Source organism: Nocardia sp. JCM 38205 (genome assembly GCF_058222935.1).
Window position 1 is genome coordinate 139,306 of sequence record NZ_JBYHFL010000005.1, and the last position, 26,141, is coordinate 165,446.

Sequence of the window (26,141 nt, forward strand, 5' to 3'; positions counted from 1 at the left end):
GCCACCGTTATAGCAGTGCCAGCTCTTCGGCGAGGATCGCGACGGCCTCGCGGATCTGCTGCTCGCTGTGGCAGGCGGTGACGAAGAACCGCAGTCGCGCCAAATCTTCTGGGACAGCTGGATACAGGATCGGGTTGACGTTGATCCCGCGTCGCAGTAGCGCGTTCGACAGCGTCAGTGTCTTCAGCGAATCGCCGACGATGCACGGGATGATCGGGGTGTCGTGGCTGTCACCGGTGTCGATCCCGGCGTCCTTCGCCAGCTTCAGGAACAGTTCGGCGTTGCGACGCAGCCGCGCCAGCGGTTCCGGATCGGTGCGCAGCAGGCGGATCGCCGCCGCCGAGGCCGCCGCGTTCATCGGGGTCATGCCGACGCTGTAGACGAAGCCGGGCGTGGTGTATTTCAGGAACCGGATCAGCTCCGCGCTGCCCGCGACATACCCACCGCACCCGGCCAGCGCCTTCGACATCGTGCCCGACCACAGCTCGACCTCGCCGCGATCCACCCCGTAGTACTCGCCGATGCCGCCGCCGCCCGCGCCGAGCACGCCGACGCTGTGCGCTTCGTCGATCATCAGCAGCGCCCGGTGCTTGTTCTTGATCTCGATGATGGCGGGCAGGTCGGGGATGTCGCCGTCCTGGCTGTACACGCCTTCGATGAGGATCAGCACCCGGCGATACCGGTGCCGCAGTTCGCTCAGCATCCGGTCGAGGGCGGCGTGGTCGTTGTGCGGGAACGGTCTGCGGGTGGCGCCGGAGAGCTTGCAGCCCTGCAGGATGCTGTCGTGGGCCAGGCTGTCGTGGATCACCAGATCCTGCGGCCCGACGATATGCCCGATGATGGTGACGTTCGTGGAATGCCCGCCCACCAGCGCCATCGCGTCCTCGGTGCCGAGCAGCGCGGCGAGTTCGGCTTCCAGCTCCCGATGCACCGGCTTCTCCCCGGAGAGCACCCGGCTGGCCGAGCACGAGCTGCCGTACCGGGCGACGGCGTCCTGCACGGCCGAGACGACCGCCGGATGCCCCGACAGGCCGAGATAGTTGTAGCTGGAGAAATTCAGCACCGGCACACCGTCGATCACCGAGGTGTCGCGGGTGACGCCGTCGTTGACCAGGAAGTACGGATTGGCCAGGCCGAGCGCCTGCGCCCCGGCGAGCCTGCCCTCGATCGCCTTCACCTCGGCGAACTCGCTGATGCGGAACTCGGGTACGACGTGCGGTTCAGGGGCCGCAGCAGTGGGCGCTGTCGCGGCACCACCCGCCGCGACGTACTCGACCACCTCGCCGAGCGTCGCCTGCTCCCCGAAGCGAGCCGGATCGATGACCAGCCCGGGCATCCGGCGGACGATTCCGGTGAACAGGTCGGCGGTCATGATCGAATCGAATCCCAGGTCGCCGCTGAGAGTTTGGGCGTTGCGCAGCCGGTCGGCCGGGTAGCCGCTCACCCTGGCCGCTTCGGCGTAGACAACGCCGATGGCCTGCTGACCGGACGTCCGCGCGCCGTCGGTAGCCGCTGCGGCGGGACCGGCGGCCCCGTGCGCGAGCTTCGCCAGTAGCGCGTTCTGTTCGCGGAAGAGCGCGATCATCTGGTCCATGGTGGTGATGTCCTCGGAGTGTTCGGATGTGGCCGTGCGGGTTCGTACTTCGGGTTGTGCCGGATGATCGGTGTTCTGCTGTTCGCGGGGTGCCGGTGCTGCCGCGCCGAGTTGTGGTCGCTGCTGTGCGCTGTGCGGGCCGGGCGGGTCGAACCAGAAACGGTGTTCGGTGCTGAACTCGTACACCGGCAGCCGGTGACGCACTCGGTGCGCGGGTTCGTAGAGCCGGTCCCAGTCCGGGTCGAAGCCGTCGCGGTACAGGGCGGCGATGGTGCCGGCGAATTCGTGGCCGGTGGCGCCTGGGCCGGGGCTGGGAACCAGGCAGCGGCCGGCGAACTCGGGTCGGATGCGGTTGATCATCGGTGTCAGCACGCGACGCGGTCCCACCTCGATCAGGTGGGTCGGTTCGGTGCCGAGTGCGACGTCGACGGCCTGACCGAACCGGACGGTGGCGCGGATGTGTTCGGTCCAGTAGGCGGCGTCCATCGTTTCGCCGGGCGCGAGCAGACGCCCGCGCACGGTCGAGTAGATCGGCAGGTTCGGCGCGCGGTAGGTGCAGGCGTGCGCGGCGGACTCGAACTCGGCCAGCATGGGTTCCATGCGAGGGCTGTGGAACGCGTGGGAGACGGTGAGCGTCTTGGTGCTCACCGCACGCTCGGCCAGGATCTCATCGATGCGTGCGAGCGCGGCGGCGTCGCCGGAGAGCACGAGGTCGGCCGGTGCGTTGACGGCGGCGATCGCGACCTCGGGTTCCTCGGCGAGCAGGTCGGCCACCGCGGATTCGCCGGCGCGCACCGCGAGCATCGCGCCGCCGCCGGGCAGCCGCCGCATCAGCGCGCCGCGCAGCACCACCAGCCGGCAGGCGTCGTCCAGGTCGAGCACGCCCGCGACGACCGCGGCCGCGTATTCGCCGATGCTGTGCCCGAGCAACCAGGCCGGGCGCAGCCCCGTCTCGGCCAGGGCACTCGCGAGCGCGTACTCCATCGCGAAGATCGCCGGCTGCGCCAGATCGGTGCTGTCGATGTGGGCGGTGTCGTCGAGCAGCAGTGCGCGCACGGACCGCCCGAGGTGAGCGCGCATGGCGTCGTCGACCGTGCGCAGCGCCCGGCGAAAGCCTCGGCTCGCCGCGTCGAGCGCGCGCGCCATTCCGGCGAACTGCGCGCCCTGCCCGCTGAACATCCACCCGGCGGACACCGGCTGGGCGACACCGCTGTCCGGTGCCCGCCGCAGCTGCTCGATCGCCTCGTCCCGATCGGCGGCGACGACGGCGAGCCGCTGCCGACCGGAGGCCTTGACCTGATTGCTCGTCCAGCACAGCTGCGCGAACCGATCGCGAGGCAGGGCGGCCACCGCGTCGGCGATCCGTGCCGCGTTACGGCGCAACCCGTCGGTGGTGTCCGCCGACAGTGTCAGCACACCAGCGCCGGCCACCGGGTCGCCGTGACCATCCAGGCCCACACCGTCATCGGTGTCCGCCGATGGCACACCACCGTCGACCGGATGGTCCGGCAGCGCATCTCGGCCCGGCCGGTCAACCGTGTCCGCAGACACCGACGGACCGCCGACCGCACCAGCCGAACCGCCGGCAGCCCGCGAGCCAGATCCCGGCGCGCGGCCGACGGCAGCGGGTGGCGATGACAGCGGCGCACTGCCCAGCACGATATGCGCATTCGTCCCGCCGACACCGAAGCTGCTCACCCCGCCCACCGCTTGCTCACCGAGCGGCATGGCCTCTCCCAGCAGACGCAAACCGTGCCGTGCGAGCCGCAGTTTCGGATTCTCGGTATCGGCGAACCGGGTCGGCGGCACCAGTCGGTGGTGCAGGCCGAGCGCGACCTTGATCAGCCCCGCGATGCCGGCCGCGCCCTCGGTGTGCCCGAGATTGCCTTTGACCGAACCGATGCCGCAGGGCCGGGCGCGGCCTGCGTGCAGTGCGCCGAGCGCCTTGACCTCGATCATGTCGCCGAGCACCGTGCCGGTGCCGTGCGCCTCGATGAAATCCACCTCCTGGGCCCGCACCCCGGCGCGCTGGTAGGCCTGCTCGACGACCTGCTGCTGCGCCCACCGGTTCGGCGCGGTGATGCCGTTGCTGCGGCCGTCGGAGTTGACGGCACTGCCCTTGATCACCGCGTAGATCGGCAGTCCGGCGGCTTGCGCGTCGGCCAGCCTGCGCAGTACCAGCACGGCCGCGCCCTCGCCGCGGACGATGCCGTCGGCCGAGCCGCTGAACGGTTTGCATCGCGCGTCTGGCGCCGACAGGCCGGCCTGGGTGTAGAAGATGCCGACCGCGGGCGTCAGCACGAGGTTCACTCCACCGGCCAGCGCCTGATCGCATTCCCCCGAGGCCAAGGCGGTGCAGGCGAGGTGGACGGCGCTCAGCGACGACGAGCACGCGGTGTCGACAGCCATACTGGGACCCCGCAGATCCAGCTGGTAGGACAGCCGGTTGGCGGTCATGAAGTACCCGTTGCCCGACCCGTGCTGCGCGGTGATCGCGGAATAGTCGCTCATCTGCACATTCGCCCACTCGTTGGCCATCACGCCGACGTACACGCCGGTGCGGGACCCGGCCTGGGCTCGCGGATCGAGGGTGGCATCTTCCAGGGCGCGCCACGCGGTGTGCAGCAGCAGCCGCTGCTGCGGGTCCATCGCGGCCGCCTCGCGCGGGGTGATGCCGAAGAATGCGTGGTCGAAAACGTCGGCGTCGGTGAGGAATCCACCGCCGCGGTTGTTGATGGTGCCGGGACCGCCGGCCGGATCGTGGACGTCCTCGGCCGCCCAGCGGTTCACCGGAACCTCGGAGATGGCTTCGTCGCCTTCGATCAGCAGCCGCCACAGTGCGCCCGGGTCGGCGGCGCCGGGGAATCGGCAGTCGATACCGACGACGGCGATATCGGCGTGCTCGCGCGAACTCTCGGATCCGGTAGGCGAACTCATCACGCCGCGCAGGTGGTGTCGATGGCGAGGAACGCGGCGATATCCGCGATGGTCGGATAGTCGAACACCAGGGTCGGATCCACCTCGATCGACCAGCGGTCCTCGATCTCCCCGCACAGCGCCACCGCCGAGACGGAGTCGAGGCCGAGTTCGGCGAGCGGGACGGCAGGATCCACCTGGTGCGCGGCGCGTCCGGTGTAGTCGGCGACGCGCTCGGCGAGCCAGCCGGTGATCGATGTCGGAGGGGTGGTTGCGGTGGCGAACACGGTCGTCTCCCGGGTGGAATAGGGGTGGGTGGTCACCGGCTCGGCGCCGGTTCGAGGTCGTGGTGCAGCACGCCGTCGACGCGGCGGTGCAGCAGTGCGGTGCGCATCGAGTTGCGCTGCACTTTGCCGCTGGTGGTGCGGTGCACCGAGCACGGTTCGACGAGCACGACATTCGGTGCGGGCACCGCGAATTCGCGCGCGACGGCGGTCTTGATCACGGCGGTGAGTTCGGCCAGGCTGACGCCCTCTTGCCGCGCGGTCTTCACGCTGTGCACCACGACCAGGCGTTCCCGGTCGCCGGCGTCGACCGAGACCGCGACGCCTGCGCCCGCCAGCGCCGGATGCAGCCCGCGCACCAACTCCTCGATGTCCTGCGGATAGATGTTGCGGCCGTTGACGATCAGCAGATCCTTGCGGCGCCCGGCGACGAACAGCTCGCCGTCGGCCATGAGCCCGAGATCACCGGTGCGCAGGAACGGCCCTTCCGCGCCGAGGTGGGCGCCGAAATCGTCGCTGGCCTCGGCCGGGCGATTCCAGTAACCGGCAGCGACGCTGGCGCCGCGGATCCAGATCTCGCCGACGACGGTGTCGGGCAGCGGCCGGCGGGTGTCGGGGTCGACGATGCGGATGTCGAGCCCACGCGCGGGCTGCCCGCAGCCGACCAGGGGCGCGTCGGCGGTGTGGAAGGAAGCCGGCAGCGACGGCGTGCGTGCGGCGCTGGCCAGCAAGGTCACCTCGGCCAACCCGTAGGCCGGACGCAACGCCGTCGCCCGCAAGCCCGCGGGCGCGAACCGTTCCCGTACGGCCGCCATGGTGCGTGCGCGCACCGGCTCCGCACCGCACAGCGCGATCTCCAGACTGGACAGATCCAGCTCGGCCAGCTGTTCGTCGGTGACCCGGCGGCTGATCAGTTCGTAGGCGAAATTCGGTGCGGCCGTGGCGGTCGCCCGGTATCGGTCGATGGCCTGCAGCCAGCGCACCGGCCGCTTGAGGAACGTCATCGGCGCCATGAACACCAGGTTCGCCCCGGCGTGGACCGCGCCGAGCAGCATGCCGATCAGACCCATATCGTGGAAGTGCGGGATCCAGCTGACGGCGGTCGTGGTGTCGTCGATGCCCAGTTCCGCGATCGCCGCCTCGTTGTGCAGCAGATTGCCGTGCGTGACGACGACGCCCTTCGGGTTGCCGGTGGACCCCGAGGTGTACTGCAGAAACGCCACCGTGTCCCGGTCGATCTCCGGCATCTGCCAGGCGTCGGGGTCGCCCAGCGCGGCGTCGGTGGCGGAAGCCGACACCGTGGGAGCCGCGGCCGCGATCAGCGGCGCGAGGTCGGCGGTGGTGAGCACCAGCCCGGCACCGCAGTCGGCGATCACCCCGGCGACGCGCCGGGTGCTGCGTTCATCATGCGGAACCGGCGCCGGAACGGCGATCACACCGGCGTACAGGCAACCGAGGAACGCGCGCAGGAACGCCATCGGGTCGGCGTAGAGCAGCACCACCGGCCGCGTCGACGCCTGCTGCCCGGCCAGCCAGACCGCGAGGGCCCTGGCGTCGCGGTCGAGATCGCGATAGCCGACGACCTCCTCGTCGAGCTCGCGGCCGCGCTCACGGAGATAGGTGTAGGACCTGGTATTACCGTATTCGGCGACCTGTTGCCTGACGTGCTGCACAAAACTGTCGTGCACGGGCGGATTCCTTCGCGGTGGGTGGTGGGAGTTCTCACTCTCACCGATTCACCGCTGCCGAAACAGCACCCTCAGGGACCGGGCCGCGCACCCGCAGGGTGCGTCCGGCCTCACCCTTGGTGTGCGAACGCCGAGCCGGCGCCGCTACCGGACGACGATGTCCGCGGCCCGCATCGCGTCCTTGACCTGCGGGATGCTCAGGTCGCCGAAGTGGAACACGCTCGCCGCCAGCACCGCGTCGGCCCCGGCTTCCACCGCGGGCACGAAGTGCTCGACCTTGCCCGCGCCGCCGCTGGCGATCACTGGGATCGAGACCGCCGCGCGCACGGCGCGGATCATCGGCAGGTCGAATCCCGCCTTGGTGCCGTCGGCGTCCATCGAGTTGAGCAGGATCTCGCCCACGCCGAGTTCGGCGCCGCGCACCGCCCACTCGACCGCATCGATGCCGGTGCCGCGCTTACCGCCGTGCGTGGTGACCTCCCACCCCGACGGCGTATCGGCTTGGCCGTCCGGCACCGTGCGGGCATCGACCGACAGCACGATGCACTGCGAACCGAACCGCTCCGACATCTCCCGCAGCACCTCGGGCCTGGCGATGGCCGCGGTGTTCACCGACACCTTGTCCGCACCGGCGCGCAGCAACCGGTCCACATCGTCGACGGTGCGCACGCCGCCGCCGACGGTGAGCGGGATGAAGATCTGTTCCGCGGTGCGGGTGACCACGTCGATCATGGTGCCCCGGTCGGCGGAGGACGCGCTGACGTCGAGGAAGGTCAGCTCATCGGCGCCCTGGGCGTCGTAGAGGGCCGCCAGTTCCACCGGATCGCCCGCATCGCGCAGGTTCTGGAACTTGACGCCCTTGACCACCCGGCCCGCGTCCACGTCCAGGCACGGAATCACGCGTACCGCGACCGTCATCGCCTCATCCTTCCCGGCCACCGCGCGCGGCGGTGGGTTCTGTTTCCGCCGACACCGAACCGATCATCTCCAGCAGCTCGGCGTGCACCCCCGGCGCGGCGGCCAGCACCGAGCCCGATTCGATATGCCACGGCGCGCCGGCCAGGTCGGTCACCACTCCCCCGGCCGCGCGCACCAGCGCCACACCGGCCGCGTTGTCCCACGGGTGATGGCCGAACACGATGGCTCCGCCCAGCGCGCCCGAGGCGGTGAAGGCCAGGTCGATGCCGGTGGAGCCGTGCATCCGCACCCGCGAGGACAGCCTGCTCAGCGCACCGAGCAGATCGAACCGGAAGCGGCCGGGGATGCGCCCGCGCGAATCGAGGTTGAACGCGCCGAAGCCGATCATCGCCTCGGCCAGCGTTCCGGTGGGCAGCGGCGGCAGCGGCACACCGTCGAGCAGCACCGGACCACCGGCGACGGCGGCGTAGCGGCGGCCGAGCACCGGCAGCCAGGTCAGGCCGAGCACCGGTTCCCCGTCCCGCACCAGCGCCAGCAGCATGCCCGAGAGTGGATGCCCGGACGAGTAGTTGAAGGTGCCGTCGATGGGGTCGAGCACCCACGCGGTACCGCTGGTCAGCTGCGGGCCGCCGAATTCCTCGCCGTGCACCTCGATTCCGGTGAGCTGGTGCAGCCGCGCGGAGATGGTGCGTTCCAGTTCCAGATCGAGTTCGGTGGCGAAATCGTTGTGGCCCTTGTCGACCGCGCTCGGCGCGCCGAGGCCGTCGACGAAGCGCGCCGCGGCCGCGTCGAGTACCTCGGCGGCGATGGGCAGCAGTGTGGCGGGATCGGGGTTCGGGACGGTCATATCGGTGGGGTCAGCGCACCGCGGCGAGCGCCTCGGGCAGCGTGAACCGGCCCGCGTAGAGCGCCTTGCCGACGATCGAGCCCTCCACCCCGTCGGGCACCAGCTCGGCGATGGCGATCAGATCGTCGATGGTCGACACCCCGCCGGAGGCGATGACCGGGGCGTCGGTGGCGGCACACACCTCGCGCAGCAGATCCAGGTTGGGGCCGGTCAGCGTGCCGTCCTTGGTGACGTCGGTGACCACGTAGCGCGAGCACCCGTCGCGTTCCAGGCGCTCGAGCACCTCCCACAGGTCGCCGCCGTCGCTGACCCAGCCGCGCCCGCGCAGCCGGTACTCGCCGTCGATGATCCGCACATCCAGGCCGACGGCGACCCGTTCGCCGTATTCGGCGATCGCGCGGGCGCACCACACCGGGTCCTCCAGCGCGGCGGTGCCGAGGTTGACCCGCGCGCAGCCGGTGGCCATCGCGGCCTTCAGCGATTCGTCGTCGCGGATGCCGCCGGACAGCTCCACCTTCACATCGAGTTCGCCGACCACCTCGGCCAGCAGTTCCCGATTGGATCCGCGCCCGAAGGCCGCGTCCAGATCCACCAGATGCACCCATTCGGCGCCGGCTTCCTGCCAGGCGAGCGCGGCCTCACGGGGCGAACCGTAGCTGGTCTCGCTCCCGGCCTCCCCCTGTACCAGGCGGACGGCCTCTCCATTGGCGACATCGACGGCGGGCAGCAGCACAAGACTCACTCCGAACAGCCTAGTAGCTCACCTTCGGCAACCCGGCCCCGGGCCTGCGGATTCACCGATCGCCGAGGCAGCCGCGCCGCGCCTTCGAGCACCGGTTCGGTACGTGCCGCCGTCAGAGTGCCGCGGCGAACTCGTCGGCCGCGGTCTCCAGCACCCTCGCGCGATAACAGGCCAGCGCCGCGACCACCGCGCAGACCGCGGTCACCCCGGCGGCCGCGATGCGCACGCCCTGCCCGAGCAGGAACTCCGAGGCGGCCTGCTCGATCTCGGCCAGGGTGTGCTCGTCACGGTCGTCGAACAGAATGGACGCACGCGGCCACTGGTACAGCACCGAGAGCAGGAACTGCCCGCTGATCAGCGAGATCAGCGACGCCGTCATCCAGGCCCGGCCCATGCGGTAGCGCACCGCGACGGCGCAGGCGATGAGCGCGGTCAGCGTCAGCACCCCGCCCATCGGCCGCATCACGTCGCCGACGGCGACCACGGACATGAACTCCTCGGTCTGCGCCAGCGAATCCGGCACCTCACGAAAGATGTTCGGGTACAACAGCATCGTCTCGACGGCCGTGGTGGCGAAGGCGAAACTCGCGACGACCGCGTACACCCCGATCACGGCCGACGCTACGGTGACGGATCTCATGGCGACCTCCTGCCGACCACGCTAGATCCGTGGGCGGGCACCCGAATCCGGGAGCGCCCCGGGGATTTCGCCCCCTCCGGGTCAGGGTTCTCCCCGACTCGGCGCCGAGGCCCGCACGTACTACGCCCACCTCCGGCGCGTGGGACCATCGCCGACATGCCCGAGGACACCGAAGACCTGGTGCCGGAACCCCGTGCGAGCTCGACCGAGGTCACGCGCACCGCTGCCCGTCCGCCACAGCGGACGGCCGAGGAGTGCTCGAGACATGGACCGCGTGATCGCCGACCACCGCGAGCTGCGCTCGGCCCGACGCCGACCTACAGCGACCGCACCCAGTTGCGCAGCAGCTGCGCCCCCGCATCCCCGGATTTCTCCGGGTGGAACTGCGTCGCCGACAGCGCGCCGTTCTCCACCGCGGCCAGGAACTTGGTGCCGTGTTCGGCCCAGGTGAGCTTCGGTGCGGCGATGTGCTCGCTGGTGGGCAGGTCCCACTGCTGGGCGGCGTAGGAGTGCACGAAGTAGAAGCGGGTGTCGGCGTCCATGCCTGCGAACAGCACGCTGTCGGCGGGGGCGTCGACGGTGTTCCAGCCCATGTGCGGGAGCACCGGGGCGTCGAGGCGGGCGACGGTGCCGGGCCATTCGCCGCAGCCCTCGGTCTCCACATCGAACTCGACGCCGCGGTCGAACATGATCTGCATGCCGACGCAGATGCCGAGCACCGGACGGCCGCCGGCCAGGCGCTGGCCGATGATGCGTTCCCCGCGCACCGCGCGCAGCCCGGCCATGCAGGCCGCGAACGCGCCGACGCCGGGCACCACCAATCCGTCGGCGGCCAGCGCGGCCTTCGGGTCGGCGGTCACCTCCACCTGGGCGCCGGCCCGCACGAGCGCGCGTTCGGCCGAATGCAGATTGCCGGAACCGTAATCCAGCAACACCACCGAGGTACTCACAGCGCCCCCTTCGTCGACGGGACGCCGCTGACCCGCGGGTCGGGTTCGACGGCCGCGCGCAGTGCCCGCGCCACCGCCTTGAACTCGGCCTCGGTGACGTGGTGCTGGTCGCGCCCGTACAGCACCCGCACATGCAACGCGATGCGCGCGTTGAGCGCGATCGATTCGAAGACGTGCCGGTTGAGCACCGTCGAATACGGCGCGCCCGGCTCACCGCGCCCGCGCACCGGCGAACCCGGGATCACCGCGTGCAGCAGGTGGTCCGGTTCGCCGACATGCACGCAGTAGGGCCGCCCGGAGACGTCGACGGCGGCGTGGGCGAGGGTTTCGTCCATCGGGATATAGGCGTCGCCGAAGCGGCGGATGCCCTTCTTGTCGCCGAGCGCCTGGCCGAGTGCCTGGCCGAACACGATCGCGGTGTCCTCCACGGTGTGGTGGGCCTCGATCTCGATATCGCCGTCCGCGCGCACGGTCAGGTCGAAGCTGGCGTGCGCGCCCAGCGCGGTCAGCATGTGGTCGTAGAACGGGACACCGGTGGAGATGTCGGTGCGGCCGGTGCCGTCGAGGTTCAGCTCGACGACGATGCTCGACTCCTTGGTGGTGCGCTCCACCCGCGCGGTTCGGTTCATGCTCGCTTCCGTGCTCATCGGGCGGACCCGGCGGTCAGTTCGGTGCCGGCCAGTTTCGCACTGACCCGCAGGAATTCGTCGTTCTCGGCGGCGAGGCCGATGGTGGTGCGCAGGAAGCCGGGGATCCCGACATCGCGGATGAGCACACCTTCGTCCAGGTAGTGCTGCCAGGCGCGTGGCGCGTCGGCGAACCGCCCGAACAGCAGGAAGTTGGCGTCGCTCGGCACCACCTCGAAGCCGAGGGCGGCCAGTTCGGCGGCCACCCGGTCGCGCTGGGCGGCCAATTCCGCGACGCTGCCGAGGGTTTCGTCGGCGTGACGCAGGGCCGCGCGAGCGGCGGCCTGGGTGACCACCGACAGGTGATAGGGCAACCGCACCAGCAGCAGCGCGTCGATCACCGCGGGCGCGGCCACCAGGTAGCCGAGGCGCCCGCCGGCGAAGGCGAAGGCCTTGCTCATGGTGCGGCTCACCACCAGCTTGGCCGGGTACCGGTCGATCAGGCCGATGGCGCTGGGCTGGGCGGAGAACTCGCCGTAGGCCTCGTCGACGATGACGATGCCCGGCGCCGCGTCCAGGATCCGCGCCAGCTCGGCCGACGGCACGCTGTGCCCCGTCGGGTTGTTGGGGCTGGTCACGAACACCACATCGGGCCCGCGCTCGGCGATGGCGGCGAGGGCGGCGTCGATGTCGAGGGAGAAGTCCGCCGATCGCCTGGCTTCGATCCATTCGGTGTCGATGCCCTCGGAAATGATCGGGTGCATCGAATACGACGGCACGAAACCGAGCGCGCTGCGGCCCGGGCCGCCGAAGGCCTGCAAGAGCTGTTGCAGGATCTCGTTGGACCCGTTGGCCGCCCACACATTGCTCGCGTCCACCGCGACACCGGTCTGCCTGGTCAGGTAGGCGGCCAGGTCGGTGCGCAGGGCGACGGCGTCGCGGTCGGGGTAGCGGTGCAGATCCGCGGCGGCGGCGCGGATGGCCTCGGCGACGTCGTCGATGAGGGCGCGGCTGGGCGGATGCGGGTTCTCGTTGGTGTTGAGCTGCACCGGCACCGTCAGCTGCGGGGCGCCGTAGGGGCTCTTGCCGCGCAGGTTCTCCCGCAGCGGCAGATCCGCGAGTCCGATGCGCGCACCGGGCACGGCGCTCACGACAGCGCCTCGAACCGCGCCTGCACGGCCTGGCCGTGCGCGGGCAGATCCTCGGCGTTCGCCAGCGCCACCACGTGACCGGCGACGTCCTTCAACGCCGCCTCGGTGTACTCCACGACGTGAATGCCGCGCAGGAAGGTCTGCACGCTCAGGCCCGAGGAGTGCCGCGCGCAGCCAGCGGTGGGCAGCACATGGTTGGAGCCGGCGCAGTAATCGCCCAGGCTGACCGGGGCGTAGGCGCCGACGAACACCGCGCCCGCGCTGCGCACCCGCGCGGCCACGGCCGCGGCGTCGGCGGTCTGGATCTCGAGGTGTTCGGCGGCGTAGGCGTTGACCACGCGCAGGCCCTGCTCGATGTCGTCGACCAGCACCGTCCCGGACTGGGCGCCGGTGAGCGCCTCGGTGACCCGGTGCGCGTGTTTCACCACTGTCATCTGCGCGGTGAGCGCGGCGTCCACGGCGTCGGCGAGGGCGACGCTGTCGGTGACCAGCACGCTGGCCGCGAGCACATCGTGTTCGGCCTGGCTGATCAGGTCGGCGGCCACGTGCACCGGGTCGGCGGTGGCGTCGGCGAGGATGGCGATCTCGGTGGGGCCGGCTTCGGCGTCGATGCCCACCAGGCCGCGGCACAGCCGCTTGGCGGCGGTGACGAAGATATTGCCGGGGCCGGTGATCATGTCCACCGGTGCGAGCTGCTCGCCGGTGGTGTCGGTGCCGCCGTAGGTGAGCAGGGCCACCGCCTGCGCGCCGCCGACCGCCCACACCTCGTCCACGCCGAGCAGCCGGGCCGCGGCCAGGATGGTCGGATGCGGCAGCCCGCCGAACTGTGCCTGCGGCGGCGAGGCCACCACCAGCGATTCCACGCCCGCGGCCTGCGCCGGGACCACGTTCATCACGACGCTGGACGGGTAGACGGCGTTGCCGCCGGGCACGTACAGCCCCACCCGTTCCACCGGAACCCACCGCTCGGTGACGGTGCCGCCGGGCACCACCTCGGTGACGGTGTCGGTGCGCCGCTGATCGGCGTGCACGGTCCTGGTGCGTTCGATGGCGACCTCGAGCGCGGCCCGCACCGCCGGGTCGAGCTGGTCGAGCGCGGCGGCCAGTTCGGCTTCGGGCACGCGCACGGCGGCCGGGACGACGCCGTCGAACTTCTCGCTGAATTCCTGTGCCGCGGCCACACCACGGTCGCGGATCGCCTCGACCACCGGCCGCACCTGATGCAACACCGAGTCGACGTCGACTCCCCCGCGCGGCAGCGCGGTGCGCAGCTCGGCAGCGGAGGGAGTACGACCGCGCAAATCGACGCGGGCGAGCTCGATGCGGGATGTCATATCGGTGTCGATCCTTGTCTGCAGCGGGTCCGCAACGGGAAAGTTGCCTCTACCAGCCTAATGGGCCGACGCCACCGGTTATCCTCGCGGGCTGCCCAGCGTGTGACGGGCACCCCGCCTTCGTCCGAATCGGCACGTCACACTGCCCGCGCTACGCGAGGTGGCGCGCACGCCCGATACCGATACTCAGGCGCAGCGGCGGCGCAGTTCGGCGACGCCGTCGCCGGTGAGGTCGTCGAGCGCGGCGGTGCGCCCGACCATCGCCAGGGCGAGTGCTTCGCCCGGGCCGCGCACTTCCGGCCCCGCACCCGAGGACCAGGGCACGTCGGTGGCGACGAAACGCAATCCCTTGGTGCGGCGGCGGGGCCGGGCGAACGGGTCGGGATGGTCGAGGAGGGTGATGAGCCGGTCCTCGGGGATGGCACGGGTGCGGCCGAGCGGGCGGCGGATGTCCTGCTGGTGCACCATCAGGTCGGCCAGCAGCAGCTGGGGCGCCAGCCTCGACAGCCGTCCGGCCCGGTGTTCGAGCGCGTCCACGAGTTCGCCGGTGGACAGCCGCGCCGACGCGGTGACGATGGCGGCGTTGGTCTTGTCCACCGACCCGAGGACCCGCGCCGTCAGCACCGCGTAGGCGAGCGGAGAGTAGGTGTCGTACATCAGATGCCCGGCGACATCACGCACCCGCCACCCCGCGCACAGCGACGGCGTTTCCCATTCCGCCGCGGACAGATCGCGCAGCAGCTCGATCAGCTGCGCTCGTTCGGCAGCGACCATCCCCCGAATACCCATGCGGGCGAGGGTATCTGCTAGCGGGTGTCGCTGTCGATGAGCAGTCGTCCGCCGCCGGCGTCGATGATGCGCAGGTCGGGGTTCTTGCTCTGGCCGCCGTAGGTGAGGCCGGTGACGCGCATGTCGACCGAGCCGTCGGCGTTGACGCCGTTGGGGGCGTAGATGCGGCCGAAGCTCTGGATGGTGCGGTTGTCGGCGCTCCAGTACTGCCGGAAGCCCTGCTGGTCGGTGTATACCTTCTGCGCGGCGGGCGTCAGCAGCGACCACGAGCTCTCCGGATCGCTGTAGAACCGCTCCACCAGCTGCCCGGCGGCGCCGATATCGGTGACCTTGCCGCCGACGCTCGGGGTCTGCCCGAGCAGCGGCACCGCTGCCGAGGTGCTCGCGTCACCCGAGGGCGCGGTGGCCACCGACGAGGCCGAGGCCTGCGGCGAGGAGTTGTCGTCGGCCGTGTTGAACGCGCTCACCAGCAGCGCCGACACCGCCACGACCGCACCGACGAGCGCGCCGATCAGCACGGCGCGCCGTTTGCCCGCGGCCGGTGAGGTGGTGCGCGGCTGGGTGGTGGTGCGGGGATGGGCCGCGGTGTCGGGATGATCGCGCGCTGGCGCCACCGGACGATGCGCGGCGGTGTCCACCGCGACCGAATTGCGCCGCGGCGCGGGCTGACGTTCGGTGGCCGGTCCGGCGGCCGCGGCGCGCGAACGCAGCGCGCGGGTGGCCACCACTTCGGTGGCGCCGTCGCCGTTGCGGCGCCCGAACGCCTCACTGGCCGGGACGAATCCGGCGGGCACCGCGTCCTCACCGGCGTCGGCGAAGGCCGCGAGCTGATCGCGCGCCATCCGCATGGTCGGGCGGTCCTCGGGCTGCGGGCTCAGCAGCTGGAGCAGGAAATCGGTTGCGGGACCGGCATTACGCGGCTCACTGACCTGACCGTTGGCCGCCGCGTACAGTACCGCCAGCGGGTTCGAGCTTGCGCCGTAAGGCGGTTCGCCTTCGAGTGCGTGAAAGAGGGTGGCGCCCAGGGCGAAAACGTCGGCGGCGGGGGTCGGATCGGCGCCGCGCGCCACCTCCGGCGCGAGATAGGCGGCGGTACCGCAGATCAGGCCGGTTTCGGTGAGTGTCACATCGCCTGCGGCGCGGGAGATGCCGAAGTCGGTGATCTTCACGGTGCCGTGGTCGTCGAGCAGCACATTGCCGGGTTTGACGTCACGGTGCACGATTCCGGCCTGATGCGCCGCGATCAGCGCCGAGGCGACCTGTTCACCGATCCGCGCGACCTGGTTCAGCGGCACCGCGCCCTGCGCCGAGAGCACCTGCGCGAGACTGCGCGATTTCAGGTATTCCATCACCAGGCACGGGTCGCCGTTGTGTTCGGTGATGTCGAAGACGACGATCGCGTTCGGATGCTGGAACCTGGCGGCGTTGCGGGCTTCCCGGATGGCGCGTTGGCGCAGCACATCGCGTTCCGCCTCGGGCAGACTGGGTTTGATGTGGATCTGCTTGACCGCGACCGATCGCTGCAAGCGCTCGTCGATGGCACGCCAAACTACGCCTGTGCCGCCGCTACCAATCCGCTCGACCAGGCGGTAATGCTCCGCGATCAACTGACCGGTATCGATGGCGCCTACTCCGAACCTTCTCGAAATGTGACAAATCGCGTAACTGACCGCTCGCGCGTTCGGGACGAGTGTAGCGGGCGTGCGGGCCGCACCGGCCACTGATACACCCCTCCACCCGCCTTCGGGGCCCGCCCTTACCCCGCCACCTGCGGGCACGCGGCGCGCGGCTGGTCGCACGGGTCCGAACTCGGCCCGACACGCCGTGCGACTCGCCGAGAGCGCCGGGTACCCACCTGCGCTCCGGACACCCATGCGCCGTCTGGTCCGGCCGGTCCGGTCGAACGTCTGTTCAGCGGCCGGCGCGCAGCATCCGTCCCGCGGCCTCGACGGCGGGCGCCGAACTTCCCGCGTCCGCCACGAACACCGCGAACGCCAGATCACCGTCGATGCCGATGAACCAGCCGTGCGCGTGGGAGTTGTCGCCGTATTCGGCGGTGCCGGTCTTGCCGAGCAGTCCGGGGATGTCGGCGAGCTGGGTGGCGGTGCCCGCGGTGATCGTTTCGCGCATCATCGTGCGCACTTGCTCGGCGACACCGGCCGGCAGCGGCTGCGGTGTCCGATCTGCGACGCCTGGCGCACCCGCGACCAGCATCGGCGCCGGTGTGCTTCCGTGCGCGAGCGAGGCCGCGACCAGCGCCATCCCGAACGGCGACGCGGTGACGGCACCCTGGCCGATACTCGATTCGACCCGTTCGGCGGGCGTGTTGGCGGGCGGGACCGACCCGGTGACGGTGGTGAGCCCGGGCGTGACGTAGTCGATGCCGAGGCCGAGCTGTGCGGCGGTGTCGGTGAGTGCGTTCGGTGGCAGATTCACCGCGAGCCGGGCCATGGTGGTGTTGCAGGAGCGGGCGAAGGCGGTGTGCAGCGGGACGTCGCCCAGGTCGAAGCTGTCGTCGTTGGGGATGCGGCGGCCCTCGATATTCGCCTCGCCCGGGCAGGGCAGCACGGTGTCCGGGGTGACGGCGCCGTCCGCGAGCGCCGCCGAGACGGTGATCGTCTTGAAGGTCGAGCCGGGTGGATAGAGCCCGGTCAGCGCGATCGGGCCTTCCCCGTCGGCGGCCTCGTTCTGGGCGACGGCCACCACCTTGCCGGTCGAGGGTTGCAGCGCCACGATCGCCGCCGGTTGGGTCAGCGGTGTCAGCGCGTCCTCGGCGGCATGTTGCAGGTCGATGTCGAGGGTGGTGGTGAGGTCGGCGGTGGGCTGGGGATCCTGGCCGGCGATGCGTTCGGTGCCCTGCGGGGTCTGGGCGCGCACGGCCCAGCCCGCGGCCTCGTCGGCACGCTGCTGCCACAGTTCGTTCAGCCCCGACAGTGTCGGCGCGGCCAGCGCTTTATCGGTGGTCAGCAGCCGGGTCTGCGGTGCGAGGGTGACGCCGGGGACAGCGGCCAGCGCCTGCTGGATCGGGGCGATATCGGTGGCGCGCAAGCTGATCGGCGTAATGGGTTTGCCCTCGGCGGCGGCGAGCTCAGCGTCCAGCGAGGCGGCGGTGATGGTGGGCGCCACCGGGGCGAGCACGGCGGCCAGCGCGGCGGTGTCGGCGCCTGGCGCGACGTTGACCAGGGTGACGATCTGCTCGGTCATGAGTTCACCGCCGCTCGCGTCCAGCACCCGCGCGGGTTCCGGATACACCGGCGCGTAGGTCAGTGGGCCCTTGTCCAGGCCGGGCGCGACGGTCGCCGGGTTCCAGTGGATCGTCCAGTCGTCACCGGATTCGGCGGCCGTTCCGGTGGTGGTGTAGGTCCATTCGTGCGTGCCGTCCTTGCCGAGCTTCCAGGTCGCGGTGAGGGTGAAGCGGTCGTCGCCGGCGTCGTCGACCCGGAAGACGACCTCCGATCCCAGCCCCTCGTACAGCCCGCGCAGCGCCTCCCCTGCCTGCGCCGGATTGTCGGTCAGTGCGGCCGCCGCGGGCAGATCATCCCTGTTCAGGGCCTCGACGAACTCGCCGGCCACGGTGTCGGGCTGCCCCGGCCCCGAAGAGCATCCCGCAGCGAACAATGCGACGGCGGCCAGTACCACGAAGACTTTCCGATCGGTGCGCACTCGCCCGAGGGTAGCCATGTGCGCTCGATCCGACCCGTCGAGCGGCCGCCCGGCGCGCCGAACACTGCTCGGACCGGTCGACACCGGCTCGTCTCATTCGCGCTCGGTCCAGGGGGCGGAGATCACCGCCTTCGCGTCCTCCTCGGTGAGATCGATATCGAAGACCTCGCTCAGCACCTCGGGCAGTTCATCGAGCTTCACCGCACGGGTTTCGCTGGTGCCGTCCGGGTATTCGGTGGTCCAGGTGGCACCGTCGAGAATGTGGTGTGCGGCGGGGTGGAAGCGTTGCACGAAGGGCCGCTGGGTGAACGGGGACCGCGGCGAGGTCGAGACGAAATGGTTGCCGACTTCGAAATCGATCCGGTACTGGGGGTTCAGCGTGAAGGTGTAGCGGTCCACCCAGCCGTCGCGGGCGAACTGGTGCAGCGTCCACAGCTCGCTGTCGAGCTCGCCTGTGCCCTGTTCGAGGCGGAACTTCCATTCGCCCAGCCCGAATTCGCCGCCGGAATCCACGAGTTCGTACGGCGCGGCCGGCCCGGCGCCGAAACCGACGTCGACGATCCAGACCCGGTCGTCGTCATCGGTGGTGACGCGCAGCAGCGCGTGCGTCGCCGGACGCAACCCGCCCGAGCCCATCGTCACTCGCCCGCTGAGCCCGGTGACGCCGAATCCGAACCGCTCCAACGCCGCCGCGAACAGCCCCACGTTCTCGTAGCAGTACCCGCCGCGCCGCCGCCGCACCAGCTTGTCCTGCAACGACGCCACGTCCAGCGGCACCGGCCTGCCGAGCACCGCCTCGAGATTCTCGAAGGGGATGGAGGTGGTGTGTGCGGCCACCAGCGCCCGCAACGCGGCGACGGTGGGAGCGCGCTCGCCGTCATAGCCGATCCTGGCCAGGTACGCGTCCAGATCGATCTCGGCGCCGTTCCAGTGGTAGGCCGGGTCCGCGGGCTTGCTCATTGATGTCCTCGATTCGTCGCCGTGTCGTCTCGGACAACCGCACCGGGCCCGCGCATGTTCCAGACCCCAGGCGGTCCGCAGCCGCGGCAGCCGGGAGTGATTGCGGTCACAATGCCGAACCGGTGGGAACCGGGCGTGCGCTCCTGCGTCCAAGCCGTTGTAGGACAACCACATTCGAGTGAGGATCACATGATGAAGCTTCGGACCGCGAGCGTCCTGGTCGCCGCAGCGATCGCCGGATTCGGCGTCATCGGCGCCGGATCGGCCATGGCCGCGCCCGTCGAGACCGTGTCGGCGACGCTGGCAGGTGCCCCTGGCGACGGCTGCCCGCCCCCGCCGCTCGGCCCGGACGGCCGCCCGCTCCCGCCTCCGCTCGGCCCTGACGGCAAGCCGCTGCCACCTCCGATCGGCGCCGACGGCAGGCCGTGCCCGCCCCCGGTCGGGCCCGACGGTCATCCGCCGCAGCCGCCGGCCGACCGCTGAGGTTTCGCACCGCTCGAGCGCGCACCCGGCTCAGATGTCCTCGTCCGGGTGCAGCGCATCCAATATCAGCGTCAACCCGAACTCGAATTCGTCGGCATACGCGTAGTCCGGGCGCAGGGCGTGGTCGGCGATGAGTTCGGCCAGGTGCGGGTACTCGTCGGCCGGTGCACCGGACAGAATGCCGGTGGCGACCTCGTCGAGTTCGGCGCGGTCACCGAACGGCAGGCTCAGCTCCTGGAGCACGAACCCGTAGAGGTAGCTGTCGATCACCGAAAAGGCATGCGCCGCCATGGCCGTCGAGAAGCCACCCGCGCGCAGCACGCCGAGCACGGCGTCATGGTGGCGCAGCGTGGCCGGCCCCGGATGACTGCGTGAATCCATCAGCCCGACGGCCCAGCGGTGCCGCCGCAGCGCCGTACGCGTTGAGTGCGCACGCTCGCGCATCGCCGTCTTCCAGTCGGAATCTGTAGCGGGCAAGTCGATTTCGGCGAACACCGCGTCGACCATCCCGTCGAGGATGTCCTCGCGCCCGGCCACGTGGTTGTACAGCGACATCGCTTCCACCCCCAGCCCGGCCGCGACCGCCCGCATCGTCACACCGGCCGCCCCCTTCTCATCGGCCAGCCGCACCGCGGCGGCGATCACCCGATCCCGGCTCAGCGGCGCCCGGTCCGTTCTCCCGCGCCGGCGCGTGCCCTGCTCGCCCATCCGACTCCTTCCACCCTTGACGCACTTACGCCGTAAGTCTACCGTGACTTACAACGTAAGTTCACCTGATCAGGAGCGCGGGAACATGAGCACAGACCAGATACGCAAGGTGTGCATCGTCGGAGCCTCGGGCAAGCTCGGGCAGTACATGGTCCGGCACGCCCTGGACCGCGGATACGAGGTCGTCGGCGTGTGCCGCGAACGCAGCGTGCCGAAACTGGCCGAGGTCGCCGACCGGATCACCATCGTCGCCGGCCCCACCAACGACCGCGAGGTGATCCGGCGGGCGGTCGCCGGATGCGACGGCGTGCTGACGGTGCTGGCGCCCTGGGGCATCCAGCAGTACTCCTCGGGAACCGCCCAGGCGGTGCTCGATTACGCCGAACCCCATGCGCGCCTGATCTTCTCCTGCGGCTGGCATGTGCCCCGCGACGACAACGACCGCTACACCTGGCATTTCAAGGCCATCGTCCGGGTCACCACCTGGCTGGCCCGGCTGGTCCGCGCCGTCGAAATCGACGATCAGGTGGAGGCGGCCCACCGCATCTACGCCAGCGACCGCCGCTGGACCCTGGTGCGCGGCAGCGATCTCGAAGAAGGCGACAGCCAAGGCCTGCCCGTCTGGAGCCCCCATGTCGGCGACCCCATCCTCGCCAGCAACCGCACCCGCCGCACCGACTTCGCTCTCTTCATGGTCGAAGCCCTCACCGACGACTCCCTCATCCACCAGGCCCCCGCCATCGTCGGCCGCCTCACCCCCAGCGCCCTCGCCCACGGTGAGCAGAGCCGGATCGAGAAGTGATCATCCGGTCTCAGCAGATGGGACTGCGCTGTCGCCTCCAGGTCGCCAGAGCCGGACGCAGCCGACGAACGCGCGGCCGACCGGCGGCGTAATCACCCGATCGAGTTCTGCCCCCGTGGAGCTGTGGCGAGCGCCCAGACGCGGTATCCGCGCGACGACCACCGAGTATTGCGGACCGTCGAGCGCTCCCGCCGGGTGGATGAGCGTGGCTCCATCATTGCCGAATCTGCGGGCAGTTCCCTTCTCTCCAGGTACCTGTTCGCCCGCATATGAGCGACAATCGAGCGACAACGCGATCAGGTGTCGCTCATATGCGGGCGAACAGTACCTTGTAGGTAGCCGCCGCCTGCCGAATCCGGATGAGCGTCGCTTCATCGTTGCCGGAACTGCGGGCAGCTCCTCTCCTCCCGAGGTACCTTTCGCCCGCATATGAGCGACAAACAAGCGACAACGCGATCACGTGTCGCTCATATGCGGGCGAACAGTACCTTGTAGGTAGCCGCCGCCTGCCGAATCCGGATGAGCGTCGCTTCATCGTTGCCGGAACTGCGGGCAGCTCCTCTCCTCCCGAGGTACCTTTCGCCCGCATATGAGCGACAAACAAGCGACAACGCGATCACGTGTCGCTCATATGCGGGCGAACAGTACTTTGTCGGTGGCAGCCCGCCGAATGTTGTCGTACCCCGCGTGCATACTGCACGGCATGGACGGGGAGGGATTGCGTATTGTTTCGGGGATCGAACTGCGATACGCGCTGACAGCAACGGTATTCGAGGCCGAAGGCCCGCTCACCGTCGCCGAACTCGTGGACGCACTCGAATTCGCCGGCCTAGGAGTACGCGGGCGACCATCGAAGACGGTATCGGACGCACTGCGCTGGGAAGGGCGGCGCGGACGAATCATCCGCAGGGGCCGCGGCCTCTACGGCCGAGGCCACATGCCCCGCCAAACCGCCGCCCGAATCCGCGACCGCGTACACCGACTGCGCCGCCCGCCCGAGCCGACCCCCACTCCCCCCACCGAGCCCGCCCCCGGGCTCCGCCCGCCACTCGAGCCCACGAGGGAGACATGAGACTGGCGACACGCCGATGCGACCTGCCTCATATCTCCCTCGTCGGTTAGTCGAGGTGGAAGGGGTGGGTGTCAAGGGCGGTCGAAGCGGCCAGAGCGAGCGCCGGTGAGGAAGGCATCCCACGCGCCCGGCGCGAAGATCAGGGCCGGGCCGGTGGGGTTCTTCGAGTCGCGGACGCCGACGAGATCGGCCGGCAAGTGGGCGACTTCGACACACTCGCCACCAGTTTCGCTACGCGTGGATTTGAACCACCGTGCGCCTGCAAGGTCCACGCTCATTGCCTGTACTCCCTAGATATCTGCCTGAGTAGACGCTTACTGTCCGGCGGAGACAACGCTACCCGCTTGAACGCGTCATGCGCTCGACGATACTCGTGGACCGTCCGTGGCCTGTCGTAGTAAATACTCGAACCCAGTTGCTCCAGGTGCACCACGGACGGCTCGGTCTGGATATCCAGGATGACGAACGAGCCTGCCTGGTATCCCAGCGGATATCGCGCTCCGATAGGCACAACTCGAAGCTCGACGTTCACGGGCACATCCGCCATACGGCTCGCCTGTTCAGCCATAGTGGCACGGTCACCGATCACACGACGAAGTACAGACTCCTCGATGACTACGTCGCAGGCTAGCGGACTTCGCGAGCGAGAGATCAAGCGCTGGCGCTTGGCCCGAATACGCACCATATCCTCGATTTCCTCTGGAGGGATGTCGGCCAGCTTGGCCAGCGCGCGGGTATAGGCGGGGGTTTGTAGCAATCCCGGACACAGCGATGGTTGATATTGCGTCACCTTCGATGCGTTCGCCTCGAGGCTCAGATATGAAGCGAAGCTCTCGTTGAGCGCATCCGAATACTGATGCCACCACCCCTGGTCGGGTTCCCCCGCCTCCTCCGCCAGCTTCACCAGCCCGGCAAGCTTCTCTTCCGCATTACACAGCTCGCAGATCCCTTCCAGATCGCTGATCCGGATCGTGTTCGCCGTCCCGGTCTCCAATCTCTGCACCGTCGTGGCTCCCCGTCCGAGCAAGCGGGCGAGGTGTTCGATGGAAAGTCCGGCCCCCTGGCGGATTTCCCGTAGCTGCCGACCGAGCTGCCTGCGTGGGATGTTGGTCGGCACCGGCTTGGTGGTCATCGTTCGCCTTCCCCCTCGTGGATGGATGTGCGGTCGATTCGTGGATGGGATTCGGCACCGCCACGGAGGGCTCTCAGGGGAACTCGACGAACTCCTCCGAGCCGCCCGTGAGAACTGGAAACCGCTGGCAGAGCCATGTTCTCCTGTCGCCGGCCACCAGGGCCGGGACAGCCGAACCGGGAGGATGGGACCCCTTACCGACCCCCGGAACGGACATTCGCACGATGCCTGGAGCGCGGGTTGCGGATGGCGATTGCCCCTCGCCCCGGCCCTGGCGGCTCCCAACCAATCGTGAGGATGACGTGGACGACGATACACCGGTAGCACTGGCGCTCATCTGTTTTCGCAGCGCGCCGCACACCTCGACGTGCTGGGACGAGGCGCGCATACACAAGCTCGCCACGCGGCTCGGCTACACGCTGGGGCACCCGATCTTCGTGTTCGGGCCGGAGGCCTCGTTCTGGGAATCCGATATCACCGACGCGATCGGCCGATATCACGCGGAGGCGTTGTTCGTGCCCTCACTCATCCACCTCGACCACGCCTTCCGGGCGTTGGAACAACAGGTCGACGTCATCACCCTCGATCCGTTCCACGTCTACGCCCGCTGGCCGCTGAAGAATCTGGAGCCCTTCGAATGATCACCGAAGCCATGCTGGAACCGCTGCTCGGGCACGCCCGCCTGCCCGTCATGGACGTGACCACCGCCCATCTGGTGATGCAGAAGCACCGGCACTGCCTCACCACCAACTGCCCGATCCGGCATCAGGCGAAAATCCGTCTGGTGGAGGCGAAAAGGATGGTTCCGGCCGACTGGCCGCATATGTAGGACGCCCGGTACCGCCGCGCCTCAGCGCGCGTACGGCATCACCGGCGGTTCCTCGCTCAGCCGCGGCGCCGACAACGTCGACTGGACCGACACGTTCAACGCCATCGCCGAATTCTGCACGAACCCGGCCGGGTCGACGCCGGGCATCAGCATCGCACCGCAGCCCGCTGCGCCGACCCGCTCCGGTCGCGCGGTCCCGTTGTGGGTGAGTGCGTCGAGGGCGAGCTCGAAGGCGGTGTTGTCGTAGGCCATGCCGAAATGTTCGACGAGCCGGCCCGGGCACAGGTCCTGAACGGACACGTTGGTCACGTTCGGGCCCGTCGGCAGGTAGGAGGAGGTGTAGGGCACGACGATTTCGTCGAGCTGGGTGGTGATCACGGTGTAGTCGATCTGCGGGAACGTTTCCGGCTGCCGGTTGAGTGCGTTGAGGAACGCCGATCCCGCGGTCTGCTGCCAGCGGGCCGCCGAGCATTCCCTGGTGCGGTGACAATCCTGTACCGGGTTACGGGAGCCGTGATTCGACGAGGCCAGCCCCACGTAATCGTCGACCATGGCGCGGGTTTCGGGCCAGTACGCGAACGCCCAGCGCGCCACCATCCCGCCCTGGCTGTGCCCGAGGATCGAGATGGGGCGGCCCGCGCGCTCGAACATGATCGTGATCGCGCGGGCGACGTACTCGCCGCTGAGCTGGATATCGCCGTTGGCGTTGTCCGGCGATTGCAGATCGCAGTGCGCCCAGCCCCGCGCGTCCAGATAGCGGTCCCAATTCCAGGACCAATTGGCGACGGCGGTCGAGGTGGTGCCGTGCAACAGCAGCAGTGGGGTGGGTCCGGTGCGCGGATCGCCGGTGCAGGTCAGCGCCTCTTCGACGGTCTGCACCGACGGTCGCGGCTCGGGTGCGGGGGCCGCGGCGGACACGCCGGTGCCGGAAGCCAGCAGGCACAGGGTCGCTACGGCCGGGAAAACGCGGCGGATGATCAGCCTCATCGTCGAGGGTCCTTCGGTTGTGCGGGAGCGGTCAGCGGTTCAGGGCACCGGAGCGGATGATCGCGGCGACGATCAGGTCGGCGACGCCGCGATGGCCTTCCGGCGTCGGGTGATACGGGAGCAAGGTCTGGTCGGCGAGGATCGGATCGAACCAGCGCACCGCCGGATCGGCGCACATGCCCGCGGGCGGGGAGGCGGCGATGGTGTCGAGGTAGATCGCACCGTGCGCGGCGGCCTCGCGGGCGACGACGGTGTTGAGGCGGGCGAACTTCGACTGGATGTAGCGCGCGTCGGCGTCACGCAGGCCCAGCATCGCCGCGCAGCTGGATTCACCCAGGTAGGTGGGCCAGCCGTCGACGAAGATCGTCGCCTGCGGCGCGCGACGCGAGATCTCGTCCAAGGCAGCGGCGTAGGCCGGGGCGATCGCATCGATATCGGCGTCCCACTGCGGATCCGCGGCCGCCGCGCAGCCGCCCGTCGCCAGACCGGCGTGGCAGCCGCCGAGAATGTATCTGGTCATGTTCGCGTCGTTGGCTCCGATGTGCAGGGTCACGATCCGGGTGTCCGGGCCGAGCGCCTCCACTTGCGGTGCGACACCGGGAGATTGCGAGCGCGTCAGATCGGGGATCTTGGCGCTGCTGCACGTCCGGTCGTCCAGTTCGAGGCCCAGTTGCCGCGCCACCAGGGTCGGCGCGTTCGAGTTGGACCGGATGCACGCCAACGGCGCCGTCGGATCGATATCCACCACACCCGCCGTCGCCGCCCCGGAATCACCGAGCGCCACATACTCGGCACCGCCGGCCGCACCCGGCGCCGCATGCACCGCCGCTGCCGGCGACAGCGCCAGCATCGATAGCGCGAGCGCGGTGAAGAGTCGAGTGCGAGGGAGGGCCATCGGATGTCCTAGGTGTCGAGCGATGGTGGCGTGCCCTGCGCGCGGACGCCACCTTTGAGACTGGGCCGTCTCAATTGATGGCATCGTAGCGAGACGGATCGCCGAGCGTGGGCACTTTCCCGCTTCGAGCA

At 69.9% G+C, this 26,141-nt stretch carries 25 protein-coding genes; 5 read left to right on the plus strand and 20 right to left on the minus strand.

Features of this window, described 5'->3' with window-relative positions:
- Nucleotides 1–7 precede the first annotated feature (7 nt).
- The 15 genes from AC4HOU_RS19535 to AC4HOU_RS19605 all read right to left on the minus strand — a co-directional run bounded on the left by AC4HOU_RS19535 (nucleotide 8) and on the right by AC4HOU_RS19605 (nucleotide 19,102).
- Nucleotides 8–4,531, minus strand: coding sequence for a type I polyketide synthase (locus AC4HOU_RS19535; RefSeq protein WP_490725067.1), 4,524 nt, complete (start codon nucleotides 4,529–4,531; stop codon nucleotides 8–10).
- Entirely contained in the window at nucleotides 4,531–4,797 is a 267-nt protein-coding gene (locus AC4HOU_RS19540) for an acyl carrier protein (protein ID WP_163816241.1), read from the minus strand. The genes AC4HOU_RS19535 and AC4HOU_RS19540 overlap by 1 nt, the downstream gene beginning before the upstream one ends.
- Before the next feature lie 32 nt (nucleotides 4,798–4,829).
- The gene (locus AC4HOU_RS19545; protein ID WP_490724889.1) at nucleotides 4,830–6,482 is read right to left on the minus strand and encodes a fatty acyl-AMP ligase; all 1,653 of its coding nucleotides are present in this window, start codon (nucleotides 6,480–6,482) and stop codon (nucleotides 4,830–4,832) included.
- 144 nt (nucleotides 6,483–6,626) lie between these two features.
- A complete protein-coding gene (hisF, locus tag AC4HOU_RS19550; RefSeq protein ID WP_490724890.1) occupies nucleotides 6,627–7,400 on the minus strand; it encodes an imidazole glycerol phosphate synthase subunit HisF in 774 nt (257 codons plus the stop codon).
- A gap of 4 nt (nucleotides 7,401–7,404) precedes the next feature.
- A complete protein-coding gene (locus AC4HOU_RS19555; protein ID WP_195021014.1) occupies nucleotides 7,405–8,247 on the minus strand; it encodes an inositol monophosphatase family protein in 843 nt (280 codons plus the stop codon).
- 10 nt (nucleotides 8,248–8,257) lie between these two features.
- Complete coding sequence (gene priA / locus AC4HOU_RS19560) at nucleotides 8,258–8,989, minus strand: bifunctional 1-(5-phosphoribosyl)-5-((5-phosphoribosylamino)methylideneamino)imidazole-4-carboxamide isomerase/phosphoribosylanthranilate isomerase PriA (RefSeq protein WP_130915903.1); 732 nt, start codon at nucleotides 8,987–8,989, stop codon at nucleotides 8,258–8,260.
- A gap of 112 nt (nucleotides 8,990–9,101) precedes the next feature.
- Nucleotides 9,102–9,629: a hypothetical protein gene (locus AC4HOU_RS19565; RefSeq protein WP_490724891.1), complete on the minus strand. Its 528-nt coding sequence runs from the start codon at nucleotides 9,627–9,629 to the stop codon at nucleotides 9,102–9,104.
- A 317-nt stretch (nucleotides 9,630–9,946) separates the two neighbouring features.
- Nucleotides 9,947–10,579 carry an imidazole glycerol phosphate synthase subunit HisH gene (hisH, locus tag AC4HOU_RS19570; protein WP_163816230.1) on the minus strand — a complete coding sequence of 211 codons (633 nt, stop codon included), beginning with the start codon at nucleotides 10,577–10,579 and terminating at the stop codon, nucleotides 9,947–9,949.
- Nucleotides 10,576–11,208, minus strand: a complete 633-nt coding sequence (hisB, locus tag AC4HOU_RS19575) for an imidazoleglycerol-phosphate dehydratase HisB (protein WP_085996188.1) — start codon at nucleotides 11,206–11,208, stop codon at nucleotides 10,576–10,578. Before hisB ends, hisH begins: the two co-directional genes overlap by 4 nt.
- A 14-nt stretch (nucleotides 11,209–11,222) precedes the next feature.
- Entirely contained in the window at nucleotides 11,223–12,356 is a 1,134-nt protein-coding gene (locus tag AC4HOU_RS19580; protein ID WP_490724892.1) for a histidinol-phosphate transaminase, read from the minus strand.
- Nucleotides 12,353–13,690: a histidinol dehydrogenase gene (hisD, locus tag AC4HOU_RS19585; protein ID WP_490724893.1), complete on the minus strand. Its 1,338-nt coding sequence runs from the start codon at nucleotides 13,688–13,690 to the stop codon at nucleotides 12,353–12,355. The genes AC4HOU_RS19580 and hisD overlap by 4 nt, the downstream gene beginning before the upstream one ends.
- A 186-nt stretch (nucleotides 13,691–13,876) precedes the next feature.
- Entirely contained in the window at nucleotides 13,877–14,479 is a 603-nt protein-coding gene (locus AC4HOU_RS19590; protein ID WP_228807010.1) for a maleylpyruvate isomerase family mycothiol-dependent enzyme, read from the minus strand.
- Nucleotides 14,480–14,496: 17 nt separating this feature from the next.
- The gene (locus AC4HOU_RS19595; protein WP_490724894.1) at nucleotides 14,497–16,086 is read right to left on the minus strand and encodes a serine/threonine-protein kinase; all 1,590 of its coding nucleotides are present in this window, start codon (nucleotides 16,084–16,086) and stop codon (nucleotides 14,497–14,499) included.
- A 304-nt stretch (nucleotides 16,087–16,390) separates the two neighbouring features.
- Nucleotides 16,391–18,160 (minus strand): penicillin-binding transpeptidase domain-containing protein, encoded by a 1,770-nt coding sequence (locus tag AC4HOU_RS19600; protein ID WP_490724895.1) that lies wholly within the window; start codon nucleotides 18,158–18,160, stop codon nucleotides 16,391–16,393.
- A gap of 75 nt (nucleotides 18,161–18,235) precedes the next feature.
- A complete protein-coding gene (locus AC4HOU_RS19605; protein ID WP_280210900.1) occupies nucleotides 18,236–19,102 on the minus strand; it encodes an arylamine N-acetyltransferase family protein in 867 nt (288 codons plus the stop codon).
- A 192-nt stretch (nucleotides 19,103–19,294) separates the two neighbouring features.
- Here AC4HOU_RS19605 and AC4HOU_RS19610 point away from each other — a divergent pair, with 192 nt between their 5' ends.
- A complete protein-coding gene (locus AC4HOU_RS19610; protein ID WP_195021019.1) occupies nucleotides 19,295–19,585 on the plus strand; it encodes a hypothetical protein in 291 nt (96 codons plus the stop codon).
- Nucleotides 19,586–19,615: 30 nt separating this feature from the next.
- Here AC4HOU_RS19610 and AC4HOU_RS19615 read toward each other — a convergent pair whose 3' ends face one another.
- Complete coding sequence (locus AC4HOU_RS19615) at nucleotides 19,616–20,293, minus strand: TetR/AcrR family transcriptional regulator (protein ID WP_194991947.1); 678 nt, start codon at nucleotides 20,291–20,293, stop codon at nucleotides 19,616–19,618.
- Nucleotides 20,294–20,378: 85 nt separating this feature from the next.
- Between AC4HOU_RS19615 and AC4HOU_RS19620 the strand changes: the two genes are divergently transcribed.
- Both AC4HOU_RS19620 and AC4HOU_RS19625 read left to right on the plus strand, forming a co-directional pair.
- On the plus strand, nucleotides 20,379–21,095 hold the full coding sequence (locus tag AC4HOU_RS19620) for an NAD(P)-dependent oxidoreductase (RefSeq protein ID WP_163816212.1): 717 nt from the start codon (nucleotides 20,379–20,381) through the stop codon (nucleotides 21,093–21,095).
- A 703-nt stretch (nucleotides 21,096–21,798) separates the two neighbouring features.
- A complete protein-coding gene (locus tag AC4HOU_RS19625; RefSeq protein ID WP_228806879.1) occupies nucleotides 21,799–22,167 on the plus strand; it encodes a hypothetical protein in 369 nt (122 codons plus the stop codon).
- A 71-nt stretch (nucleotides 22,168–22,238) separates the two neighbouring features.
- Here the strand turns inward: AC4HOU_RS19625 and AC4HOU_RS19630 are convergent, their stop codons facing one another.
- Nucleotides 22,239–22,445 (minus strand): DUF397 domain-containing protein, encoded by a 207-nt coding sequence (locus tag AC4HOU_RS19630; RefSeq protein ID WP_437198446.1) that lies wholly within the window; start codon nucleotides 22,443–22,445, stop codon nucleotides 22,239–22,241.
- Nucleotides 22,442–23,299: a helix-turn-helix domain-containing protein gene (locus AC4HOU_RS19635; protein ID WP_490724896.1), complete on the minus strand. Its 858-nt coding sequence runs from the start codon at nucleotides 23,297–23,299 to the stop codon at nucleotides 22,442–22,444. The genes AC4HOU_RS19630 and AC4HOU_RS19635 overlap by 4 nt, the downstream gene beginning before the upstream one ends.
- Before the next feature lie 302 nt (nucleotides 23,300–23,601).
- Here AC4HOU_RS19635 and AC4HOU_RS19640 point away from each other — a divergent pair, with 302 nt between their 5' ends.
- A complete protein-coding gene (locus AC4HOU_RS19640) occupies nucleotides 23,602–23,940 on the plus strand; it encodes a hypothetical protein (protein ID WP_490724897.1) in 339 nt (112 codons plus the stop codon).
- Nucleotides 23,937–24,128, plus strand: coding sequence for a hypothetical protein (locus tag AC4HOU_RS19645; protein ID WP_195021022.1), 192 nt, complete (start codon nucleotides 23,937–23,939; stop codon nucleotides 24,126–24,128). The genes AC4HOU_RS19640 and AC4HOU_RS19645 overlap by 4 nt, the downstream gene beginning before the upstream one ends.
- 21 nt (nucleotides 24,129–24,149) lie before the next feature.
- Here the strand turns inward: AC4HOU_RS19645 and AC4HOU_RS19650 are convergent, their stop codons facing one another.
- Entirely contained in the window at nucleotides 24,150–25,115 is a 966-nt protein-coding gene (locus AC4HOU_RS19650) for an esterase/lipase family protein (protein ID WP_195021023.1), read from the minus strand.
- A 31-nt stretch (nucleotides 25,116–25,146) separates the two neighbouring features.
- Nucleotides 25,147–26,010 (minus strand): SGNH/GDSL hydrolase family protein, encoded by an 864-nt coding sequence (locus tag AC4HOU_RS19655; protein ID WP_490724898.1) that lies wholly within the window; start codon nucleotides 26,008–26,010, stop codon nucleotides 25,147–25,149.
- Nucleotides 26,011–26,141 lie beyond the last annotated feature (131 nt).

Excerpts from the sequence above, each read along its gene's own strand:
- AC4HOU_RS19655 (WP_490724898.1), bottom strand. The coding sequence starts at position 26,010 with ATGGCCCTCCCTCGCACTCGACTCTTCACCGCGCTCGCGCTATCGATG.
- AC4HOU_RS19630 (WP_437198446.1), bottom strand. The coding sequence starts at position 22,445 with ATGAGCGTGGACCTTGCAGGCGCACGGTGGTTCAAATCCACGCGTAGC.
- AC4HOU_RS19625 (WP_228806879.1), top strand. The coding sequence starts at position 21,799 with ATGGACGGGGAGGGATTGCGTATTGTTTCGGGGATCGAACTGCGATAC.
- AC4HOU_RS19600 (WP_490724895.1), bottom strand. The coding sequence starts at position 18,160 with ATGGCTACCCTCGGGCGAGTGCGCACCGATCGGAAAGTCTTCGTGGTA.
- AC4HOU_RS19635 (WP_490724896.1), bottom strand. The coding sequence starts at position 23,299 with ATGACCACCAAGCCGGTGCCGACCAACATCCCACGCAGGCAGCTCGGT.
- AC4HOU_RS19605 (WP_280210900.1), bottom strand. The coding sequence starts at position 19,102 with ATGAGCAAGCCCGCGGACCCGGCCTACCACTGGAACGGCGCCGAGATC.
- AC4HOU_RS19615 (WP_194991947.1), bottom strand. The coding sequence starts at position 20,293 with ATGGGCGAGCAGGGCACGCGCCGGCGCGGGAGAACGGACCGGGCGCCG.
- AC4HOU_RS19620 (WP_163816212.1), top strand. The coding sequence starts at position 20,379 with ATGAGCACAGACCAGATACGCAAGGTGTGCATCGTCGGAGCCTCGGGC.
- hisB (WP_085996188.1), bottom strand. The coding sequence starts at position 11,208 with ATGAACCGAACCGCGCGGGTGGAGCGCACCACCAAGGAGTCGAGCATC.
- AC4HOU_RS19610 (WP_195021019.1), top strand. The coding sequence starts at position 19,295 with ATGAAGCTTCGGACCGCGAGCGTCCTGGTCGCCGCAGCGATCGCCGGA.
- AC4HOU_RS19535 (WP_490725067.1), bottom strand. The coding sequence starts at position 4,531 with ATGAGTTCGCCTACCGGATCCGAGAGTTCGCGCGAGCACGCCGATATC.
- AC4HOU_RS19565 (WP_490724891.1), bottom strand. The coding sequence starts at position 9,629 with ATGAGATCCGTCACCGTAGCGTCGGCCGTGATCGGGGTGTACGCGGTC.
- hisD (WP_490724893.1), bottom strand. The coding sequence starts at position 13,690 with ATGACATCCCGCATCGAGCTCGCCCGCGTCGATTTGCGCGGTCGTACT.
- hisF (WP_490724890.1), bottom strand. The coding sequence starts at position 7,400 with ATGACGGTCGCGGTACGCGTGATTCCGTGCCTGGACGTGGACGCGGGC.
- AC4HOU_RS19650 (WP_195021023.1), bottom strand. The coding sequence starts at position 25,115 with ATGAGGCTGATCATCCGCCGCGTTTTCCCGGCCGTAGCGACCCTGTGC.
- AC4HOU_RS19590 (WP_228807010.1), bottom strand. The coding sequence starts at position 14,479 with ATGGGTATTCGGGGGATGGTCGCTGCCGAACGAGCGCAGCTGATCGAG.
- AC4HOU_RS19555 (WP_195021014.1), bottom strand. The coding sequence starts at position 8,247 with ATGACCGTCCCGAACCCCGATCCCGCCACACTGCTGCCCATCGCCGCC.
- AC4HOU_RS19645 (WP_195021022.1), top strand. The coding sequence starts at position 23,937 with ATGATCACCGAAGCCATGCTGGAACCGCTGCTCGGGCACGCCCGCCTG.